The following is a 14,786-nucleotide window of genomic DNA, read 5'->3' as shown; positions in this document are numbered from 1 at the left end:
CTGTGTGGCGCATGGCCTTGAGGCATACTGCGCCGACGTTCAATACCGGGTCATTGCCAGCATGAAAAAAGCCAACGCGTGGAGTCTAGCTCTGATCGCCAGTATCAGCCTGTGGCTGGGTGCAGCACCGGCGTGGGGCGCGGCTGCACCGGCCTTGAGCGAGGTGCGGGTGTTCAAGGTGGAATCGGCCAAGTGCAGCGAAGCGATCCCGGAACGGGTCAACACCACCCAGATGTGCGAGCACCGCGGGCCCACCAAGGTTTCGGTCATGGAAGTCGGCCTGGGCAACAGCCCGATGGGGCGCTTCAACGGCGCAGAGTTGAACGGGCAACGCACGGCGGTGTGCCAGGTCGGCAACATCAGTGAGGCCTGCAACGGCGTGGGCACATTGATGGGCTACATCTATGTGTTCGACCTGAATGTGCAGGCCCAGGGCTGGTTCGAATTCACCAACACCTCGATCAACCCGCCGCAAAACACCTTGAAAGCCCAGCTCAATATCCGCTGATCAATCATCTTGAACGCTCAAAACCCCGGGAAGTCGTACCCCTGAGACGGCGATTTTCCTGAACGCCGCGGATGTACACCAACCCGTGAGGTGTTTTATGAGCGCGACCCCTAATGGCGCGGCGGCCCAACCGTTCGTCGCCCACTCGATTCGATTGACCCTCAATGGCCAGGATCGCCAATTGGACGTGCTGCCCTGGACCACCTTGCTGGACCTGTTGCGCGAACAACTGGACCTGGTTGGCAGCAAAAAAGGCTGCGACCACGGCCAATGTGGCGCCTGCACGGTATTACGCGATGGCAAGCGCGTGAATGCCTGCCTGACCCTCGCCGTGATGTGCGATGGCGCCGAGCTGACCACCATCGAAGGCTTGGCCGAAGGCGACCAACTGCACCCCATGCAGCAAGCCTTTATCAAACACGATGCCTTCCAGTGCGGCTACTGCACCCCCGGGCAGATCTGTTCCGCCGTGGGCCTGGCCAATGAAGGCCGCGCCCATGACAGTGCCCAGATCCAGGAATTGATGAGCGGCAACCTCTGCCGTTGCGGCGCCTACACCAATATCCGTGATGCCATCGAAGAGGCGCTGCCAGCGTGCCGCACCACGGGAGGTGAGCAATGAACCCTTTCCAGTACAGCAAACCTGCCGATGTGCACGAAGCGGTGCAGTCGAGCAGTGCGGTATCGCGCTTCATTGCTGGCGGCACCAACCTGTTGGATTTGATGAAAGAAAACATCAGCCGCCCCGAGCACCTGATCGATATCACTGGCCTGCCACTGCATGGGATTGAAGAAACTGCCGAGGGCGGTGTGCGTATCGGCGCGCTGGTGAGCAATGCCGACCTGGCCTGGCACCCGCTGATTGAACAGCGCTACCCGTTGCTGTCCCAGGCGATCCTGGCCGGGGCTTCGCCGCAACTGCGCAACATGGCCAGTACCGGCGGCAACCTGTTGCAGCGCACCCGTTGCTACTATTTCTATGACGCGACGGTGCCGTGCAACAAGCGCGAGCCCGGCAGCGGTTGCCCGGCGCGCAGCGGTTTGAATCGCATCCATGCGATCCTGGGCGCCAGCGAGCACTGCGTGGCCACCCATCCTTCGGACATGTGCGTGGCCCTGGCGGCGCTGGAGGCGCGGGTACATGTCGAGGGGCGCGGCGGTGCGCGAGTCATCGAGTTTGCCGACTTCCACCGCCTGCCCGGTGATGCGCCGCAGCGCGATAACCAGTTGGCCGACGACGAGTTGATCACCGCCATCGAGTTGCCCGCCGACCATCTGGCCCGGCACAGCCATTACCTGAAAATCCGCGATCGGGCGTCCTACGCTTTTGCTTTGGTGTCGGTCGCCGCAGCCCTTGAGCTTGATGGCGAGACCATCATCGATGCGCGCCTGGCCCTGGGTGGTGTGGCGCACAAACCCTGGCGTGACCGTGCGGTAGAAACTTCATTGATCGGCCAGGTCGTCAGCCGCGAAACCTTCAGCAACGCCGCCGACGCCCTGCTGCAAGATGCCGAGCCGCTTGAACACAACGGCTTCAAGGTCAAGTTGGCGCGTCGCGCAATCATTCGTGCCCTGAGCGATGCAGCGGTCGCAGGAGAACAGCCATGAGTGCCATCGGTAAACCCCTGGACCGTGTCGACGGCCTGCTTAAAGTCACTGGACAAGCGCGTTATGCCGGTGAGTTTCCCGAACATGGCCTGCTGCATGGCAGCGTGGTCTCCAGCACGATCGCCAAGGGCCGGGTCGTCAGCATTGATACTGCCAAGGCCCTGGCGTTGCCGGGCGTGGTGGCGGTGATCCATCACCTCAATCGACCGAAGATCGCCAGTTACGACGATGCCTTTGCCGATGACGATGCCGCCGATGGCTCGCCGTTTCGCCCGCTCTACAACGATCGTGTGCTCTACAGCGGCCAGCCCCTGGCCCTGGTGATCGCCGATAACCTGGAACTGGCGCGGCATGCCGGCTCACTGGTGCAGATCGAGTACGAACGCGAAAGCTTCGAGACGGATTTGCTCACCCAACAGGAGCAGGCCCACCCCTCGCCACAGACGCCGCCCAAGCCACGCGGCAACTTCCAGGCCGAATGGGCGGGCGCCGCGGTCAGCCTCGACTTGCACTACAGCACCCCCATCGAGCACCACAACCCGATGGAACCCCATGCCAGCACCGTGCTGTATCAGCCGGACGGCACTTTGCATATCCACGACAAGACCCAGGGCCCGCAGAACTGCCAGGCCTATGTGCAAAAAGTCTTCGGCCTGGATAAAACCCAGGTGCGCATTTTCGCTGCGTTCGTAGGTGGCGCCTTTGGTTCGGGCCTGCGTCCGCAGTATCAATTGCCACTGGCCGTCATGGCATCCCTGGCACTCAAGCGTTCAGTGCGCGTCACCCTGACTCGCCAGCAGATGTTCACCTTCGGCTATCGCCCGCGCACTTTGCAGCGTTTGCAGATGGGCGCCGCCGCCAACGGGCGCTTGCTGGCCCTGGGGCATACCGCGATTGGCCAGACTTCGCGCTTCGACGATTTCAGCGAGCACGTGGTGGAATGGAGCGGCATGCTCTACCACTGCGACAACGTGCAACTGACCTACAAGTTGGCGCCGCTGGATGTGTTCACGCCTTTGGATATGCGTGCCCCCGGCGCCGCGTTAGGCGTGATCGGCCTGGAATGCGCCATGGATGAACTGGCCTGCGCCCTGGCTATCGATCCGGTGCAACTGCGCCTGATCAACTACGCCGAGCGCAACCAGAACGAAGACAAGCCCTGGTCGAGCAAGGCTCTGCGTGAGTGTTACAGCGAGGGCGCCGAACGCTTCGGATGGAGCCAGCGCAACCCGGAACCGCGTAGCATGCGCGACGGCCGCCAGTTGATCGGCTGGGGCATGGCCGGCGGCGTGTGGGAAGCCATGCAGATGAAGGCCAGCGCCAAGGCGCGCATCGACGCCGATGGCAAGCTCACGGTCAGCAGCGCTACCACGGATATCGGCACGGGCACCTACACGGTGATGACCCAGATCGCGGCACAGGCCAGTGGCGTGGCGCTGGCCGATATCAATTTCCTGTTGGGTGATTCCTCCCTACCCACGGCGCCGCTGCAGGGTGGTTCGTTTACCGTGTCCTCCGTCGGCACCGCCGTGCAGCAAGCGTGCGAAGCGCTGAACGCCAAATTGCTGAAAATCGCCCGGCAGACTTATCCGGTGTTCAAGGATGTCGAATCCGTAAGGTTCGAGGACGGCAAGCTGCATGCCGGTGACGTGAGTGTGGCGTTGGCCCAGCTCGTCAAGGACAGTGGTGAGGACGTCCTGGAGGTGCAGGTCGACAGTGAGCCCGACAAGAAGCGCGAGGGTTATGCCACCGCCACCCACTCTGCGGTATTTGTCGAGGTGCAGGTGGATGAGGACCTGGGCACTATCAAGGTCAGCCGTGTCGTCAGCGCGATTGCCGCCGGGCGCGTGGTCAACCCGAAGATGGCCCGCAGCCAGATACTCGGCGGCGTGGTATGGGGCATCGGCATGGCCCTGCATGAAGAGACCCAGGTCGATCACCAACTGGGGCGCTACATGAACCACAGCCTGGCCGAGTACCACATCCCGGTGAATGCCGATATCGGCGAGATTGACGTGGTGTTTGTCGAAGAGCACGACGAGATCGTCAATGCCCTGGGGTCCAAGGGGGTGGGAGAGATCGGGATCGTCGGGGTGGCGGCGGCGGTAGCGAATGCGATTTACCACGCCACCGGCAAGCGGGTGCGGGAGTTTCCGATCACCCTGGACAAGGTGCTTTAAAAAAACACCTCATCACCCATGTAGGAGGGGGCTTGCCCCCGATGGCGTCAGGTCAGTCACGGCATCGTCGCCTGACACTCCGCTATCGGGGGCAAGCCCCCTCCCACATTAGCTATGCGGTAGTTTTTTGAATGGGCTCTTCCACCGGCACATGCATACGGTCGCGATTAGCCAGGGTCGGGAACAGCTTGATCCACACTCCAGTCACCACCAGCGTGCCGATACCACCCATGACCACCGCCGGCACAGTGCCGAACCAATGAGCAGTAATCCCGGATTCGAACTCGCCCAACTGGTTCGATGCGCCGATAAACAGGCCATTGACCGCACTGACCCGCCCGCGCATTTCATCCGGCGTTTCCAGCTGCACGAACGACGCGCGGATCACCATGCTGATCATGTCCGCCGCGCCGAGTACCACCAACACTGCCAGGGAGAACCAGAACGAGGTCGACAGACCGAAGGCGATGGTTGCCACGCCAAATACGCCGACGGCGGTAAACATCACGCGGCCGACCTGGCGGTCGACCGAGAACCGCGCCAACCACAATGACATCAACAACGCCCCCACCGCCGGTGCCGAACGCAGCAGGCCCAGGCCCCAGGCGCCGGTCAACAGGATGTCCTTGGCGAACACCGGCAACAGCGCGGTGGCGCCGCCTAGCAGTACGGCGAACAAATCCAGGGAAATGGCGCCGAGGATGTCCGGACGGCTGCGGATAAAACGAATGCCGGCCAGCAACGAATCCAGGGTGGCCTTGCCTTTGTTCAGCGGGGTCTGGCGGGCGGGCAGGTTCAGGGTCAGCACACAAGCGATCAGGTACAGCGCCACGGTCGGGCCGTACACCCACACACTGCCAAACGCATAGAGCAAACCGCCAAGGGCAGGGGCGACGATGGTCGCCAATTGCTGCGCCGATTGCGAGGAGGCCACGGCCCGCGGGAACAGGGCGCTGGGTACGATGCTCGGCAACAGCGCCTGGGTAGTAGGCATTTCAAATGAACGCGCCGCGCCCAGCAGGAACGCGAGAATAAAGATCATCTCGCGGGTCACGTTGCCGGTCAGGCCGCCGATGGCCAGGGACAAGGCAATCAGCGCCTGCAGGGTCTGGCAGATGGCGGCGACTTTGCGTCGCTCATAGCGATCAGCCACATGCCCGGTGTGCAGCATGAACAGCACACGCGGTACGAACTCCACCAGACCCACCAAGCCCAGGTCCAGCACATTGCCGGTCAGTTGGTAGAGGTTCCAGCCGATAGCCACGGTGAGCATCTGGAAGCCGCTGGCAGTAAAGATGCGCGCCAGCCAGAACGCGATGAAAGGGCGGTGGTGACGTAACAATAACGCGGGTTCACTGGGCATCGGGAACTCAGGTCAGGTTGTGGGAATGGCGAGATTAGCACCAAGCTGTAACAAATAGTTGCGAGAACAGGACTGAGGCAAGCTGTCACGCGGCAAAAGACCACACAGTCCTAACGCGAAAATGAGACTACTCTTTTGAGCAATGCTTGATCCAGATCAAAACCTGCCCCGGGATTGTTCTGGCGGTCGCAAGACCAGATTCCCCGCGAGATGGGTAAAAAAAGAAACGAATTGAAATTCGCCACACTCCATATCCGTGGGGGCAGTGGTTGCAGGCTCCCAGCCAGCGGCCGGTATTACCTGACAGAGGAAGACTTATGTTCGGTTTGGAGGCGCTAGATCTCGCCCGAATTCAATTCGCGTTCACCATCTCGTTTCACATCCTGTTCCCGGCGATCACCATCGGCCTGGCCAGTTACCTTGCGGTGCTGGAAGGCTTGTGGCTCAAGACCCACAACGACACCTACCGTGATCTCTACCATTTCTGGTCGAAGATCTTTGCGGTCAACTTCGGCATGGGTGTGGTCTCGGGCCTGGTCATGGCTTATCAGTTCGGCACCAACTGGAGTCGCTTCTCCGACTTCGCCGGCGCCGTCACCGGGCCGTTACTGACGTATGAAGTGCTCACGGCCTTCTTCCTCGAGGCCGGCTTCCTCGGCGTGATGCTGTTCGGCTGGAACAAGGTGGGGCGCAAGCTGCACTTTTTCTCCACGGTAATGGTGGCCGTCGGTACATTGATTTCCACCTTCTGGATTCTCTCGTCCAACAGCTGGATGCAGACGCCCCAGGGCTTTGAAATCATTGACGGTCGCGTGATTCCTACCGATTGGTTCGCGGTCGTCTTCAACCCTTCGTTCCCCTATCGCCTGGCGCACATGGCCACGGCGGCCTTCGTGGCGACCGCATTCTTTGTCGGCTCCTCGGCGGCCTGGCATTTGCTGCGTGGCAAAGACAACCCAGCTATTCGAAAAATGCTGTCGATGGCGATGTGGATGGCCCTGATCGTCGCGCCCATCCAGGCGGTGATCGGTGACTTCCATGGCCTCAATACTCTCAAGCATCAACCGGCAAAAATCGCCGCGATTGAAGGCCACTGGGAAAACATCGGCAACGAGCCGACGCCACTGATCCTGTTCGGCTGGCCGGACATGAAGGCCGAGAAAACCAAATACGCTGTCGAGATCCCGTACCTGGGCAGCTTGATCCTGACTCATTCCCTGGACAAGCAGGTGCCGGCCCTCAAGGAGTTCCCGCCTGAGGACCGCCCCAACTCGACCATTGTGTTCTGGTCGTTCCGGGTCATGGTCGGCCTGGGCTTCCTGATGATCTTCACCGGTCTGTTCAGCCTGTGGCTGCGCCGTGGCGACAAGATGTACACGTCCAGGCCGTTCCTGTACCTGGCGTTGTGGATGGGCCCATCCGGCCTGATTGCGATTCTCGCCGGCTGGTTCACCACCGAAATCGGTCGCCAGCCTTGGGTGGTCTACGGGCTGATGCGTACGGCAGATGCTTCGTCCGGGCATAGCCTGGCGCAAATGACCATTACCCTGGTGTTGTTCGTGGTGGTGTACTTCGCGTTGTTCGGGGCCGGTTTGGGCTACATGATGCGCCTGGTGCGCAAAGGGCCTCAGACTCACGAAGGTTCCGAGCCTACCCACGGTGGACCTGGGCAGAAACGCACCCCGGCGCGGCCGTTGTCTGCCGCCGACGATGGCAGCGATAACGACCACGACCACATCCAGCACAAGGGGAATTGAGATGGGTATTGATCTTCCGCTGATCTGGGCCGTGATCATCATCTTCGGCATCATGATGTACGTGGTCATGGACGGCTTCGACCTGGGTATCGGCATCCTTTTCCCGTTTATCCCGGGCAAGGTCGATCGCGACGTCATGATGAACACCGTTGCCCCAGTTTGGGACGGTAACGAAACATGGTTGGTACTCGGCGGCGCGGCGTTGTTTGGCGCGTTCCCGCTGGCGTATTCGGTGGTGTTGTCGGCGTTGTACCTGCCGTTGATCCTGATGCTGATCGGGTTGATCTTCCGTGGCGTGGCCTTCGAGTTCCGCTTCAAGGCCAAGGACCACAAGCGCCATCTGTGGGATAAGGCGTTTATCGGCGGCTCGCTGGCGGCGACCTTCTTTCAGGGCGTGGCGCTGGGCGCCTTCATCGACGGCATTCCGGTGGTCAACCGTCAGTTTGCCGGTGGCTCACTGGACTGGCTCACACCCTTCACGATGTTCTGCGGTGTGGCGTTGATCGTGGCCTATGCCTTGCTCGGCTGCACCTGGCTGATCATGAAGACCGAAGGCAAGTTGCAGGAGCAGATGCATAACCTGGCGCGGCCGTTGGCTTTCGTGGTGTTGGCGGTGATCGGTATCGTCAGCCTCTGGACGCCGTTGACCCACCCGGAAATCGCCTCGCGCTGGTTTACCCTGCCGAACCTGTTCTGGTTCCTGCCAGTGCCGATCCTGGTGCTGGTGACCATGTACGGGTTGTTTCGCGCCGTGGCCCGCCATGCGCACTACACGCCGTTCCTGCTGACGCTGGTGTTGATTTTCCTCGGCTACAGCGGCCTGGGTATCAGCCTGTGGCCGAATATCATCCCGCCGTCCGTGTCGATCTGGGATGCCGCCGCGCCGCCGCAAAGCCAGGGCTTCATGCTGGTGGGAACGTTATTCATCATCCCGTTCATCCTGGGCTACACCTTCTGGAGCTACTACGTGTTCCGTGGCAAGGTCACCCACGAAGACGGCTATCACTAGGAGGGTCGAAACATGTCCGGCAAACCTACGTTGCACGAGATTGAACAGGCCGAGAAGCAGCCGTTGTGGCGGCGCCTGGGTTGGCTGGCGATGATCTGGACCGCCAGCGTGGTGGCCCTGTTCATTGTGGCCAGCCTGATGCGCATGTTCATGAATGCCGCCGGCCTGACCACCCACTGACATCCCCATCCGGGCTTTGCAGCCCGCTGCCTGCTGACTTGAGGGGCAAGCCCTGCTTTTCTTTTTGGAAGGGCAGGGCTTTTTTATTTGCGTGCCTTGAGAATCACGAACTTCGGCGTGGCCGCCACTTGCTCGACACCGCGGAACAAACGCGCCAGCTTGCTGTGGTAGCCCAGGTGACGGTTACCGACGATATACAAGGCGCCGCCGACGACCAGGGCTTCTCGTGCCTGCTGGAACATGCGCCAGGCGAGGAAGTCACCGACAACCTGTTGCTGGTGGAACGGTGGGTTGCACAGCACCACGTCCAGCGATTGTGGCTCCTGGCCGGCCAGTCCATCGTCGGCGCGCACCTGCACGTCACGCGCGCCTAGGGCGGCTTGCCAGTTTTCAGCGGCGGACTGCACGGCCATGTAGGACTCATCTACCAGGGTGTAGTGAGCGTCGGGGTTTTGCAGGGCGCTGGCAATCGCCAGCACGCCATTGCCGCAGCCCAGGTCCGCCACGCGGGCACTGCCGAGGTCTTTGGGCAGGTGTGGCAGGAAGGCGCGAGTGCCGATGTCCAGGCCTTCGCGGCAGAACACGTTGGCGTGGTTGAGCAACTCAATGGCCGGTGCTTCCAGGGTGTAGCGGGTCGGGTAGGGAGAGACCGCCACGGGGCGTTCGGCAGCAGTGGCGATCAGTAACCGTGCCTTTTTTACCGCCAATGAGGCGTGCATCGGCCCGATGTAACGCTCCAGCAACTCGCCTGCCGCCCGTGGCAGATGCTTGACCATCGCAGCGGCGATCACTTCGGCGCCAGGCGCCAGTTGCCCCTGCAGGCGGATAAGTTGTTCCTCCAGCAGCGCCAGGGTTTTCGGGACACGCAGCAAGACGCGATCAAACGGCCCGGTCGCGACCTGGCTGGCCGGCATATACCTCACTGCATCAAAGGCCTTGCCGTTGCGCACGAGGTTTTTCTCCAGCCCCTGTGCGGCGAGGAATGAGTCACCGCTGGAGGTCACCTGCACCTGGCCCTCAAGGCTGGCTGCCAGGGCGCCGAAGCTGTCATTGAGGATCAACACGCGGGTGGCAGCAGGGGGCTGTTGTTCGGCAAGGTAGCTCAGCAGGTACTCGTCGGCGGCATCGAAGGCTTGCAGCGGATCATTATGCTGCTCTGGCTGGCGAATCAGATCGAGCTGGGCGAAGGGGCTGTCGAGCAGGGGCATGGCAGGGGAGGCTCTGGGTAATCGGCGGGCCGTCTGAGTGAACCGCGAAGCAATACCTGCAAGGGCTGCGTCAACACTCAGAATTGACCACAAATGTTACTTTTTTTTGAACCCGATGACATGCAGTGTTTCTTGCGCCGGTTAAAACAGCCCCGCTTTGGAGGCACTGAGTACGGCCGCAATCTTATTGTTGACCCCCAGTTTCTTGAACGTACTGCTGATATGAAAACCTACCGTGCGCTCCGACAGGCAGAGGATGGTGGCGATATCCGAGGCAGTCTTGCCCATGGCTGACCATTTGAGGATTTCCGTTTCCCGTGGAGTCAGTTTGCTCGGAGAATGCACGTCGGAGTTATCGGCATATTTTTGCGCTACCACCGCGTGTAGCGCATGACATAGCCACAAGGCCTGCCCTGCCTTTTCATATAATTCCTGCGGGGTGATTTCGCCAGTACTGCGGCCCAAGGTCAGCATGCTATAGACGCCCTGGAAGTCATGCACCGGTTGTGTCCAAGCCAGATGCACGCCGTAGGATTGGGCCATCGCCCACAACTCGGGTGCGGTTTCAAACGCTTTTTCCTCCCAGACGATAGGCAGTACGCAGCGCTTGCAGTGGGCCACAATCGGGTCTACGTCGAAGTAGTGCGCTCGTTGATAAAGCTTGCTCCATTCATTTGGGTAGTTATTCATCTGAACGGGTTTTGCTTGAGGGCTATGCGATTGACAGCCCATCGTGAATGAACAGTACTGGAAGCCTAGTTCATAGGTATGGTTGAGCACCATCTCAAAGACACTAGTGATCTCGTTTTCCCCTTCCAGTTTGGGGAGGCGAGTAGTGCGCCAGTTTTCCATCAGTGAATCTCCATGGTTTGCAGTTTTACCTGAGTACGTCCTGATCCCGGTGCTTGACGGAAATGAGTGTAGGACACTGCCTACGGATGCGCGTGAAAAGATGCTATATCCAGTTGGATCTAACGGTTGTTTGATTTTGTACAGGGGGGGTTATTTTGTATAAAAACCCTGGCGCAGACAGGTTTTTTTATTTGATTTAAGGGGTTATAAGTGCTGCCAGAGTGATGGCACCTTTAATGCGATGTGCTCGGCGGTAGTAGCTTGGCATTCGATTGATAGCGAAATATTTAGTTTGCGTTCAGTGGCCCCGAGCTTGTGCCGCCAACAGGTCCTTTTGTTCGGCAGGTGATCCAGGGGTTGGCGCCCTTGGCAATGCCAGTACAAATCAACGGTGTTTGCGCGGCCTGCTTTGAGGGACACTAGGCGCCTGTGCAAAACGGAGCCCCCCATGACGGCCAGTGCTGAGAAATTTACCCGCCAGACCTTGCTCGACGTGCAATCGCTGACACCCAGCCTCTTCACCCTGCGCACCACTCGCGACCCCGGTTTTCGTTTTACCGCGGGCCAGTTCGTGCGCCTGGGCGTAACCAAGGCAGACGGCAGCACGGTATGGCGCGCCTATTCCGTGGTGTCGTCGCCGTTCGACGATTACCTCGATTTCTTTTCCATTGTCGTCCCAGGCGGCGAGTTCACCAGTGAACTGAGCCGCCTGCAGGTGGGCGATACCTTGCTGGTGGAACGCCAAGCCACGGGTTTCCTGACCCTGAGCCGCTTCGTGGATGGGCGTGATCTGTGGCTGCTGGGTACCGGTACTGGCGTGGCACCGTTCCTGTCGATCCTGCAGGACTTCGAGGCCTGGGAGAAATTCGAGCGCATCATCCTCGTATACAGCGCACGGGAGGCCAAGGAGCTGGCCTACCAATCGCTGATTAAGGAGCTGGGGACACGTGAGTATCTTACGGAGTACGCCCACAAGCTCACCTATATCCCCATCGTTACCCGTGAGCAGCATCCGGGTGCGTTGAACGGGCGCATTACGGCCTTGATAGAGAACGGTGAGTTGGAGCGTACAGCCGGCGTCGAGCTGACGGCGGAGCACTCGCGCGTATTGATTTGCGGCAACCCGCAGATGGTCGATGACACCCGTCAGTTGCTCAAGCAACGGGACATGCAATTGAGCCTGAGTCGACGTCCGGGCCAGGTTGCAGTAGAAAACTACTGGTAGAAAAAAGGCGCCCTAAGAGGCGCCTTCTTTCTGCAGCCGCTGGTTACAGCGGCTTGTCATTCTGTGCCTTGAGCAGATCGCGGATCTCACCCAACAGCACTTCTTCCTTGCTCGGCGTCGGCGGCAAGCTCGGAGCCACGGCCTCTTCTCGCTTCAGGCGGTTGATGGCCTTTACACCCATGAAGATCGCAAACGCGACGATCACAAAGTCGATGATGCTCTGGATGAACTTGCCATAGGCCAGGACCACTGCGGGTACATCGCCTTGAGCGGCCTTGAGCGTTACTGCCAGGTCGCCAAAGTCCACTCCCCCGATCAGAAGGCCGATAGGCGGCATGATCACGTCGCCTACAAACGAGGAAACAATTTTGCCGAAAGCGGCGCCGATGATGATACCGACGGCCATGTCGACCACATTACCTTTGACCGCGAAGGCCTTGAATTCACTGATCACGCCCATAGGTTATTCCTTGTTACAGTTGAAAAGGGTGGAGGTCAGTGTAATTCAGTCGGTCAAGGCTTGCTCGACACAACTGTTAACACTGTCGATTTTAATCGACACATTAAATCGCAAATAGTTTGCAAAGTGCCACCAGTCGCGCGCGAATTACCCGTCATTTCAGCGAGTTACCAGATTATTTTCTTAATCGGGCCTGTGGTGTTTTTCTATTTATCTTCTGACTCCCAGGTCACTAGCCTCTGACAAGCACAATCGAATGTGCACTAAAAAACCAGAGGAAACCTCAATGAACACTTCACTCAGCCGCAGGCCGGTGTCAGCGCGCCATGCGCTGGCACTGGTAACCGCCAGCCTGCTTTCCCTCTCGGTGCAAGCCGCCAACCTGACCCGCGATAACGGCGCCGCCGTGGGTGATAACCAGAACTCGCAAACCGCCGGTGCCAACGGCCCGGTGTTGCTGCAGGACGTGCAACTGATCCAGAAGCTGCAACGCTTCGACCGCGAACGCATCCCAGAGCGCGTAGTACACGCCCGCGGCACTGGCGCCCATGGCTCGTTTACCGTTACCGACAACCTCAGTGACTTGACCAAGGCCAAGGTGTTCGCTGCTGGTGAAACCACCCCCGTGTTCGTGCGTTTTTCGGCGGTGGTCCACGGTAACCATTCCCCGGAAACCCTACGCGACCCACGGGGCTTCGCCACCAAGTTCTATACCGCCGAAGGTAACTGGGACTTGGTCGGCAATAACTTCCCGACTTTCTTTATCCGTGACGCCATTAAGTTTCCGGACATGGTTCACGCTTTCAAGCCGGACCCCCGCACTAACCTGGATGATGATTCACGCCGTTTCGACTTCTTCTCCCATGTTCCAGAGTCCACTCGTACACTGACCGAGTTGTATTCGGACTCCGGCACGCCAGCCAGCTACCGCGAAATGGACGGCAATGGCGTGCATGCCTACAAGTTGATTAACGCCAAAGGCGAAGTGCACTACGTCAAGTTCCACTGGAAGAGCCTGCAAGGCATCAAGAACCTTGATCCCAAGCAAGCCACCGAGGTTCAGGGTCGTGACTACAGCCATATGACCAATGACTTGGTAACGCACATTAACAAAGGCGACTTCCCTAAGTGGGACTTGTATGTGCAAGTGCTTAAGCCCGAAGACTTGGCCAAGTTCGATTTCGACCCACTGGACGCTACCAAGATCTGGCCGGATGTGCCGCAGCGTAAAGTCGGGCAAATGGTGCTGAACCGCAACCCGGCCAACGTCTTCCAGGAAACCGAGCAAGTCGCCATGGCCCCGGCCAACCTGGTACCGGGCATCGAACCGTCGGAAGATCGCCTGCTGCAAGGCCGGGTATTTTCCTACGCCGATACGCAGATGTACCGCCTGGGCGCCAACGCCCTGCAATTGCCGATCAACGCCCCACGAGTGACCGTCAACAACGGCAACCAGGACGGCGCGATGAACTTCGGCAAGACCACCACCGGCGTGAACTACCAGCCAAGCCGCCTATTGCCACGGGAAGAGCCGCAGACCGCGCGCTACAGCCAGTCGGCGCTGTCGGGCAACACCCAGCAGGCGAAGATCCAGCGTGAGCAAAACTTCAAGCAGGCCGGTGACCTGTACCGCTCCTACTCCAAGAAAGAGCGTCAGGACTTGATCGATAACTTCGGCGGCTCGTTGGCCACCACCGATGACGAGAGCAAGCACATCATCCTGTCGTTTCTCTACAAGGCTGATCCGGAATACGGCACCGGCGTGACCAAGGTCGCCAAGGGTGACCTGGCTCGCGTGAAGGCGCTGGCTGAAAAACTGACCGACTGATCCGTTGGTTGTGGTCGGCGCCCTGATGGGGCGCTGACCTTTTGCAGGAGAAACCCCTATGCGTATTTCTATCGGTTTGCTGATGGCCATGCTGGCCTTCGTCGCCCATGCCGAATCCCCCGACCCGATGGCGCTCAAGGCGCAGTTACAGGATTACTATTTCGATGCTGCCCGCCGTGGTGACCTCGACATGCTCAACACCTTCATCGAGTCTGGCTACGGCCTCAACACCCAGGACGATAAAGGCTACACCGCGCTGATCCTCGCCGCTTATCACGGCCAAGGCCCGTATGTAGAGCGTTTGCTCGGCGCGGGTGCCGACGCCTGTGTGCAAGACAAGCGCGGCAACACGGCGTTGATGGGCGCCATCTTCAAAGGCGAGCTGAAAATTGCCCAGCGTCTGCTGGCAGCCGACTGCAACCCCGATCAACGCAACGGCGCGGGGCAGACTGCCGCTATGTACGCCGGGCTCTTCAAGCGTGTCGAGCTGCTGAGCGAACTGCAAGCCAAAGGCGCCGACTTGAACGCCGAAGACCCCATCGGCAACAGCGCTTCACGTTTGGCTAACGGTGAAATCCGGACCCCGGCGTCGCGCTGAGCTATCATCG

14 protein-coding genes are annotated in these 14,786 nt (G+C 59.8%); 10 read left to right on the top strand and 4 right to left on the bottom strand.

Annotated elements, in window-relative coordinates; genetic code table 11:
* The first annotated feature begins 61 nt into the window (after window positions 1-61).
* The 4 genes from ASD70_RS04680 (at window position 62) to ASD70_RS04665 (ending at window position 4,296) form a co-directional block, all read left to right on the top strand.
* Complete coding sequence (locus tag ASD70_RS04680; RefSeq protein WP_056845809.1) at window positions 62-508, top strand: DUF4879 domain-containing protein; 447 nt, start codon at window positions 62-64, stop codon at window positions 506-508.
* 97 nt (window positions 509-605) lie between these two features.
* Window positions 606-1,130, top strand: a complete 525-nt coding sequence (locus ASD70_RS04675) for a (2Fe-2S)-binding protein (RefSeq protein ID WP_043048475.1) — start codon at window positions 606-608, stop codon at window positions 1,128-1,130.
* The gene (locus tag ASD70_RS04670) at window positions 1,127-2,116 is read left to right on the top strand and encodes an FAD binding domain-containing protein (protein ID WP_056845786.1); all 990 of its coding nucleotides are present in this window, start codon (window positions 1,127-1,129) and stop codon (window positions 2,114-2,116) included. The genes ASD70_RS04675 and ASD70_RS04670 overlap by 4 nt, the downstream gene beginning before the upstream one ends.
* Window positions 2,113-4,296, top strand: a complete 2,184-nt coding sequence (locus ASD70_RS04665) for a xanthine dehydrogenase family protein molybdopterin-binding subunit (protein WP_056845785.1) — start codon at window positions 2,113-2,115, stop codon at window positions 4,294-4,296. The genes ASD70_RS04670 and ASD70_RS04665 overlap by 4 nt, the downstream gene beginning before the upstream one ends.
* Before the next feature lie 112 nt (window positions 4,297-4,408).
* Here the strand turns inward: ASD70_RS04665 and ASD70_RS04660 are convergent, their stop codons facing one another.
* Complete coding sequence (locus ASD70_RS04660; RefSeq protein ID WP_046069606.1) at window positions 4,409-5,659, bottom strand: MFS transporter; 1,251 nt, start codon at window positions 5,657-5,659, stop codon at window positions 4,409-4,411.
* Between the two features lie 317 nt (window positions 5,660-5,976).
* Here ASD70_RS04660 and ASD70_RS04655 point away from each other — a divergent pair, with 317 nt between their 5' ends.
* Genes ASD70_RS04655 through ASD70_RS28130 form a run of 3 tightly spaced genes read left to right on the top strand, consistent with a single transcriptional unit; the run spans window position 5,977 to window position 8,605 of the window.
* Window positions 5,977-7,416: a cytochrome ubiquinol oxidase subunit I gene (locus ASD70_RS04655; protein WP_046069605.1), complete on the top strand. Its 1,440-nt coding sequence runs from the start codon at window positions 5,977-5,979 to the stop codon at window positions 7,414-7,416.
* A gap of 1 nt (window position 7,417) precedes the next feature.
* The gene (gene cydB / locus ASD70_RS04650) at window positions 7,418-8,425 is read left to right on the top strand and encodes a cytochrome d ubiquinol oxidase subunit II (RefSeq protein WP_046069604.1); all 1,008 of its coding nucleotides are present in this window, start codon (window positions 7,418-7,420) and stop codon (window positions 8,423-8,425) included.
* Window positions 8,426-8,437: 12 nt separating this feature from the next.
* Complete coding sequence (locus ASD70_RS28130; RefSeq protein ID WP_068965453.1) at window positions 8,438-8,605, top strand: DUF2474 domain-containing protein; 168 nt, start codon at window positions 8,438-8,440, stop codon at window positions 8,603-8,605.
* 83 nt (window positions 8,606-8,688) lie between these two features.
* Here the strand turns inward: ASD70_RS28130 and ASD70_RS04645 are convergent, their stop codons facing one another.
* Together ASD70_RS04645 and ASD70_RS04640 are read right to left on the bottom strand one after the other, a co-directional pair.
* Window positions 8,689-9,813, bottom strand: a complete 1,125-nt coding sequence (locus ASD70_RS04645) for a methyltransferase (protein WP_046069603.1) — start codon at window positions 9,811-9,813, stop codon at window positions 8,689-8,691.
* A gap of 141 nt (window positions 9,814-9,954) precedes the next feature.
* The gene (locus ASD70_RS04640; protein WP_046069602.1) at window positions 9,955-10,665 is read right to left on the bottom strand and encodes a LuxR family transcriptional regulator; all 711 of its coding nucleotides are present in this window, start codon (window positions 10,663-10,665) and stop codon (window positions 9,955-9,957) included.
* 448 nt (window positions 10,666-11,113) lie between these two features.
* Between ASD70_RS04640 and ASD70_RS04635 the strand changes: the two genes are divergently transcribed.
* Entirely contained in the window at window positions 11,114-11,890 is a 777-nt protein-coding gene (locus tag ASD70_RS04635; RefSeq protein WP_046069601.1) for a ferredoxin--NADP reductase, read from the top strand.
* Window positions 11,891-11,933: 43 nt separating this feature from the next.
* On the opposite strand, the gene mscL is transcribed toward ASD70_RS04635, so the two are convergent.
* Window positions 11,934-12,350 carry a large-conductance mechanosensitive channel protein MscL gene (gene mscL, locus ASD70_RS04630; RefSeq protein ID WP_043048461.1) on the bottom strand — a complete coding sequence of 139 codons (417 nt, stop codon included), beginning with the start codon at window positions 12,348-12,350 and terminating at the stop codon, window positions 11,934-11,936.
* Window positions 12,351-12,636: 286 nt separating this feature from the next.
* On the opposite strand from mscL, the gene ASD70_RS04625 reads away from it, so the two are divergent.
* Both ASD70_RS04625 and ASD70_RS04620 read left to right on the top strand, forming a co-directional pair.
* Complete coding sequence (locus tag ASD70_RS04625) at window positions 12,637-14,178, top strand: catalase (RefSeq protein WP_056845784.1); 1,542 nt, start codon at window positions 12,637-12,639, stop codon at window positions 14,176-14,178.
* Between the two features lie 58 nt (window positions 14,179-14,236).
* Complete coding sequence (locus tag ASD70_RS04620) at window positions 14,237-14,776, top strand: ankyrin repeat domain-containing protein (RefSeq protein ID WP_046069599.1); 540 nt, start codon at window positions 14,237-14,239, stop codon at window positions 14,774-14,776.
* The last annotated feature ends 10 nt before the right edge of the window (window positions 14,777-14,786 follow it).

Origin of the sequence: Pseudomonas sp. Root569, from assembly GCF_001427465.1 — a bacterium.
GTDB classification, from domain to species: Bacteria; Pseudomonadota; Gammaproteobacteria; order Pseudomonadales; family Pseudomonadaceae; genus Aquipseudomonas; species Aquipseudomonas synxantha.
The sequence above is the reverse complement of the archived record's forward strand: the minus strand, read 5'-3'. Positions and strand labels throughout refer to the sequence as shown.

Excerpts from the sequence above, each read along its gene's own strand:
- ASD70_RS04680 (WP_056845809.1), top strand. The coding sequence starts at position 62 with ATGAAAAAAGCCAACGCGTGGAGTCTAGCTCTGATCGCCAGTATCAGC.
- ASD70_RS04675 (WP_043048475.1), top strand. The coding sequence starts at position 606 with ATGAGCGCGACCCCTAATGGCGCGGCGGCCCAACCGTTCGTCGCCCAC.
- ASD70_RS04670 (WP_056845786.1), top strand. The coding sequence starts at position 1,127 with ATGAACCCTTTCCAGTACAGCAAACCTGCCGATGTGCACGAAGCGGTG.
- ASD70_RS04665 (WP_056845785.1), top strand. The coding sequence starts at position 2,113 with ATGAGTGCCATCGGTAAACCCCTGGACCGTGTCGACGGCCTGCTTAAA.
- ASD70_RS04660 (WP_046069606.1), bottom strand. The coding sequence starts at position 5,659 with ATGCCCAGTGAACCCGCGTTATTGTTACGTCACCACCGCCCTTTCATC.
- ASD70_RS04655 (WP_046069605.1), top strand. The coding sequence starts at position 5,977 with ATGTTCGGTTTGGAGGCGCTAGATCTCGCCCGAATTCAATTCGCGTTC.
- cydB (WP_046069604.1), top strand. The coding sequence starts at position 7,418 with ATGGGTATTGATCTTCCGCTGATCTGGGCCGTGATCATCATCTTCGGC.
- ASD70_RS28130 (WP_068965453.1), top strand. The coding sequence starts at position 8,438 with ATGTCCGGCAAACCTACGTTGCACGAGATTGAACAGGCCGAGAAGCAG.
- ASD70_RS04645 (WP_046069603.1), bottom strand. The coding sequence starts at position 9,813 with ATGCCCCTGCTCGACAGCCCCTTCGCCCAGCTCGATCTGATTCGCCAG.
- ASD70_RS04640 (WP_046069602.1), bottom strand. The coding sequence starts at position 10,665 with ATGGAAAACTGGCGCACTACTCGCCTCCCCAAACTGGAAGGGGAAAAC.
- ASD70_RS04635 (WP_046069601.1), top strand. The coding sequence starts at position 11,114 with ATGACGGCCAGTGCTGAGAAATTTACCCGCCAGACCTTGCTCGACGTG.
- mscL (WP_043048461.1), bottom strand. The coding sequence starts at position 12,350 with ATGGGCGTGATCAGTGAATTCAAGGCCTTCGCGGTCAAAGGTAATGTG.
- ASD70_RS04625 (WP_056845784.1), top strand. The coding sequence starts at position 12,637 with ATGAACACTTCACTCAGCCGCAGGCCGGTGTCAGCGCGCCATGCGCTG.
- ASD70_RS04620 (WP_046069599.1), top strand. The coding sequence starts at position 14,237 with ATGCGTATTTCTATCGGTTTGCTGATGGCCATGCTGGCCTTCGTCGCC.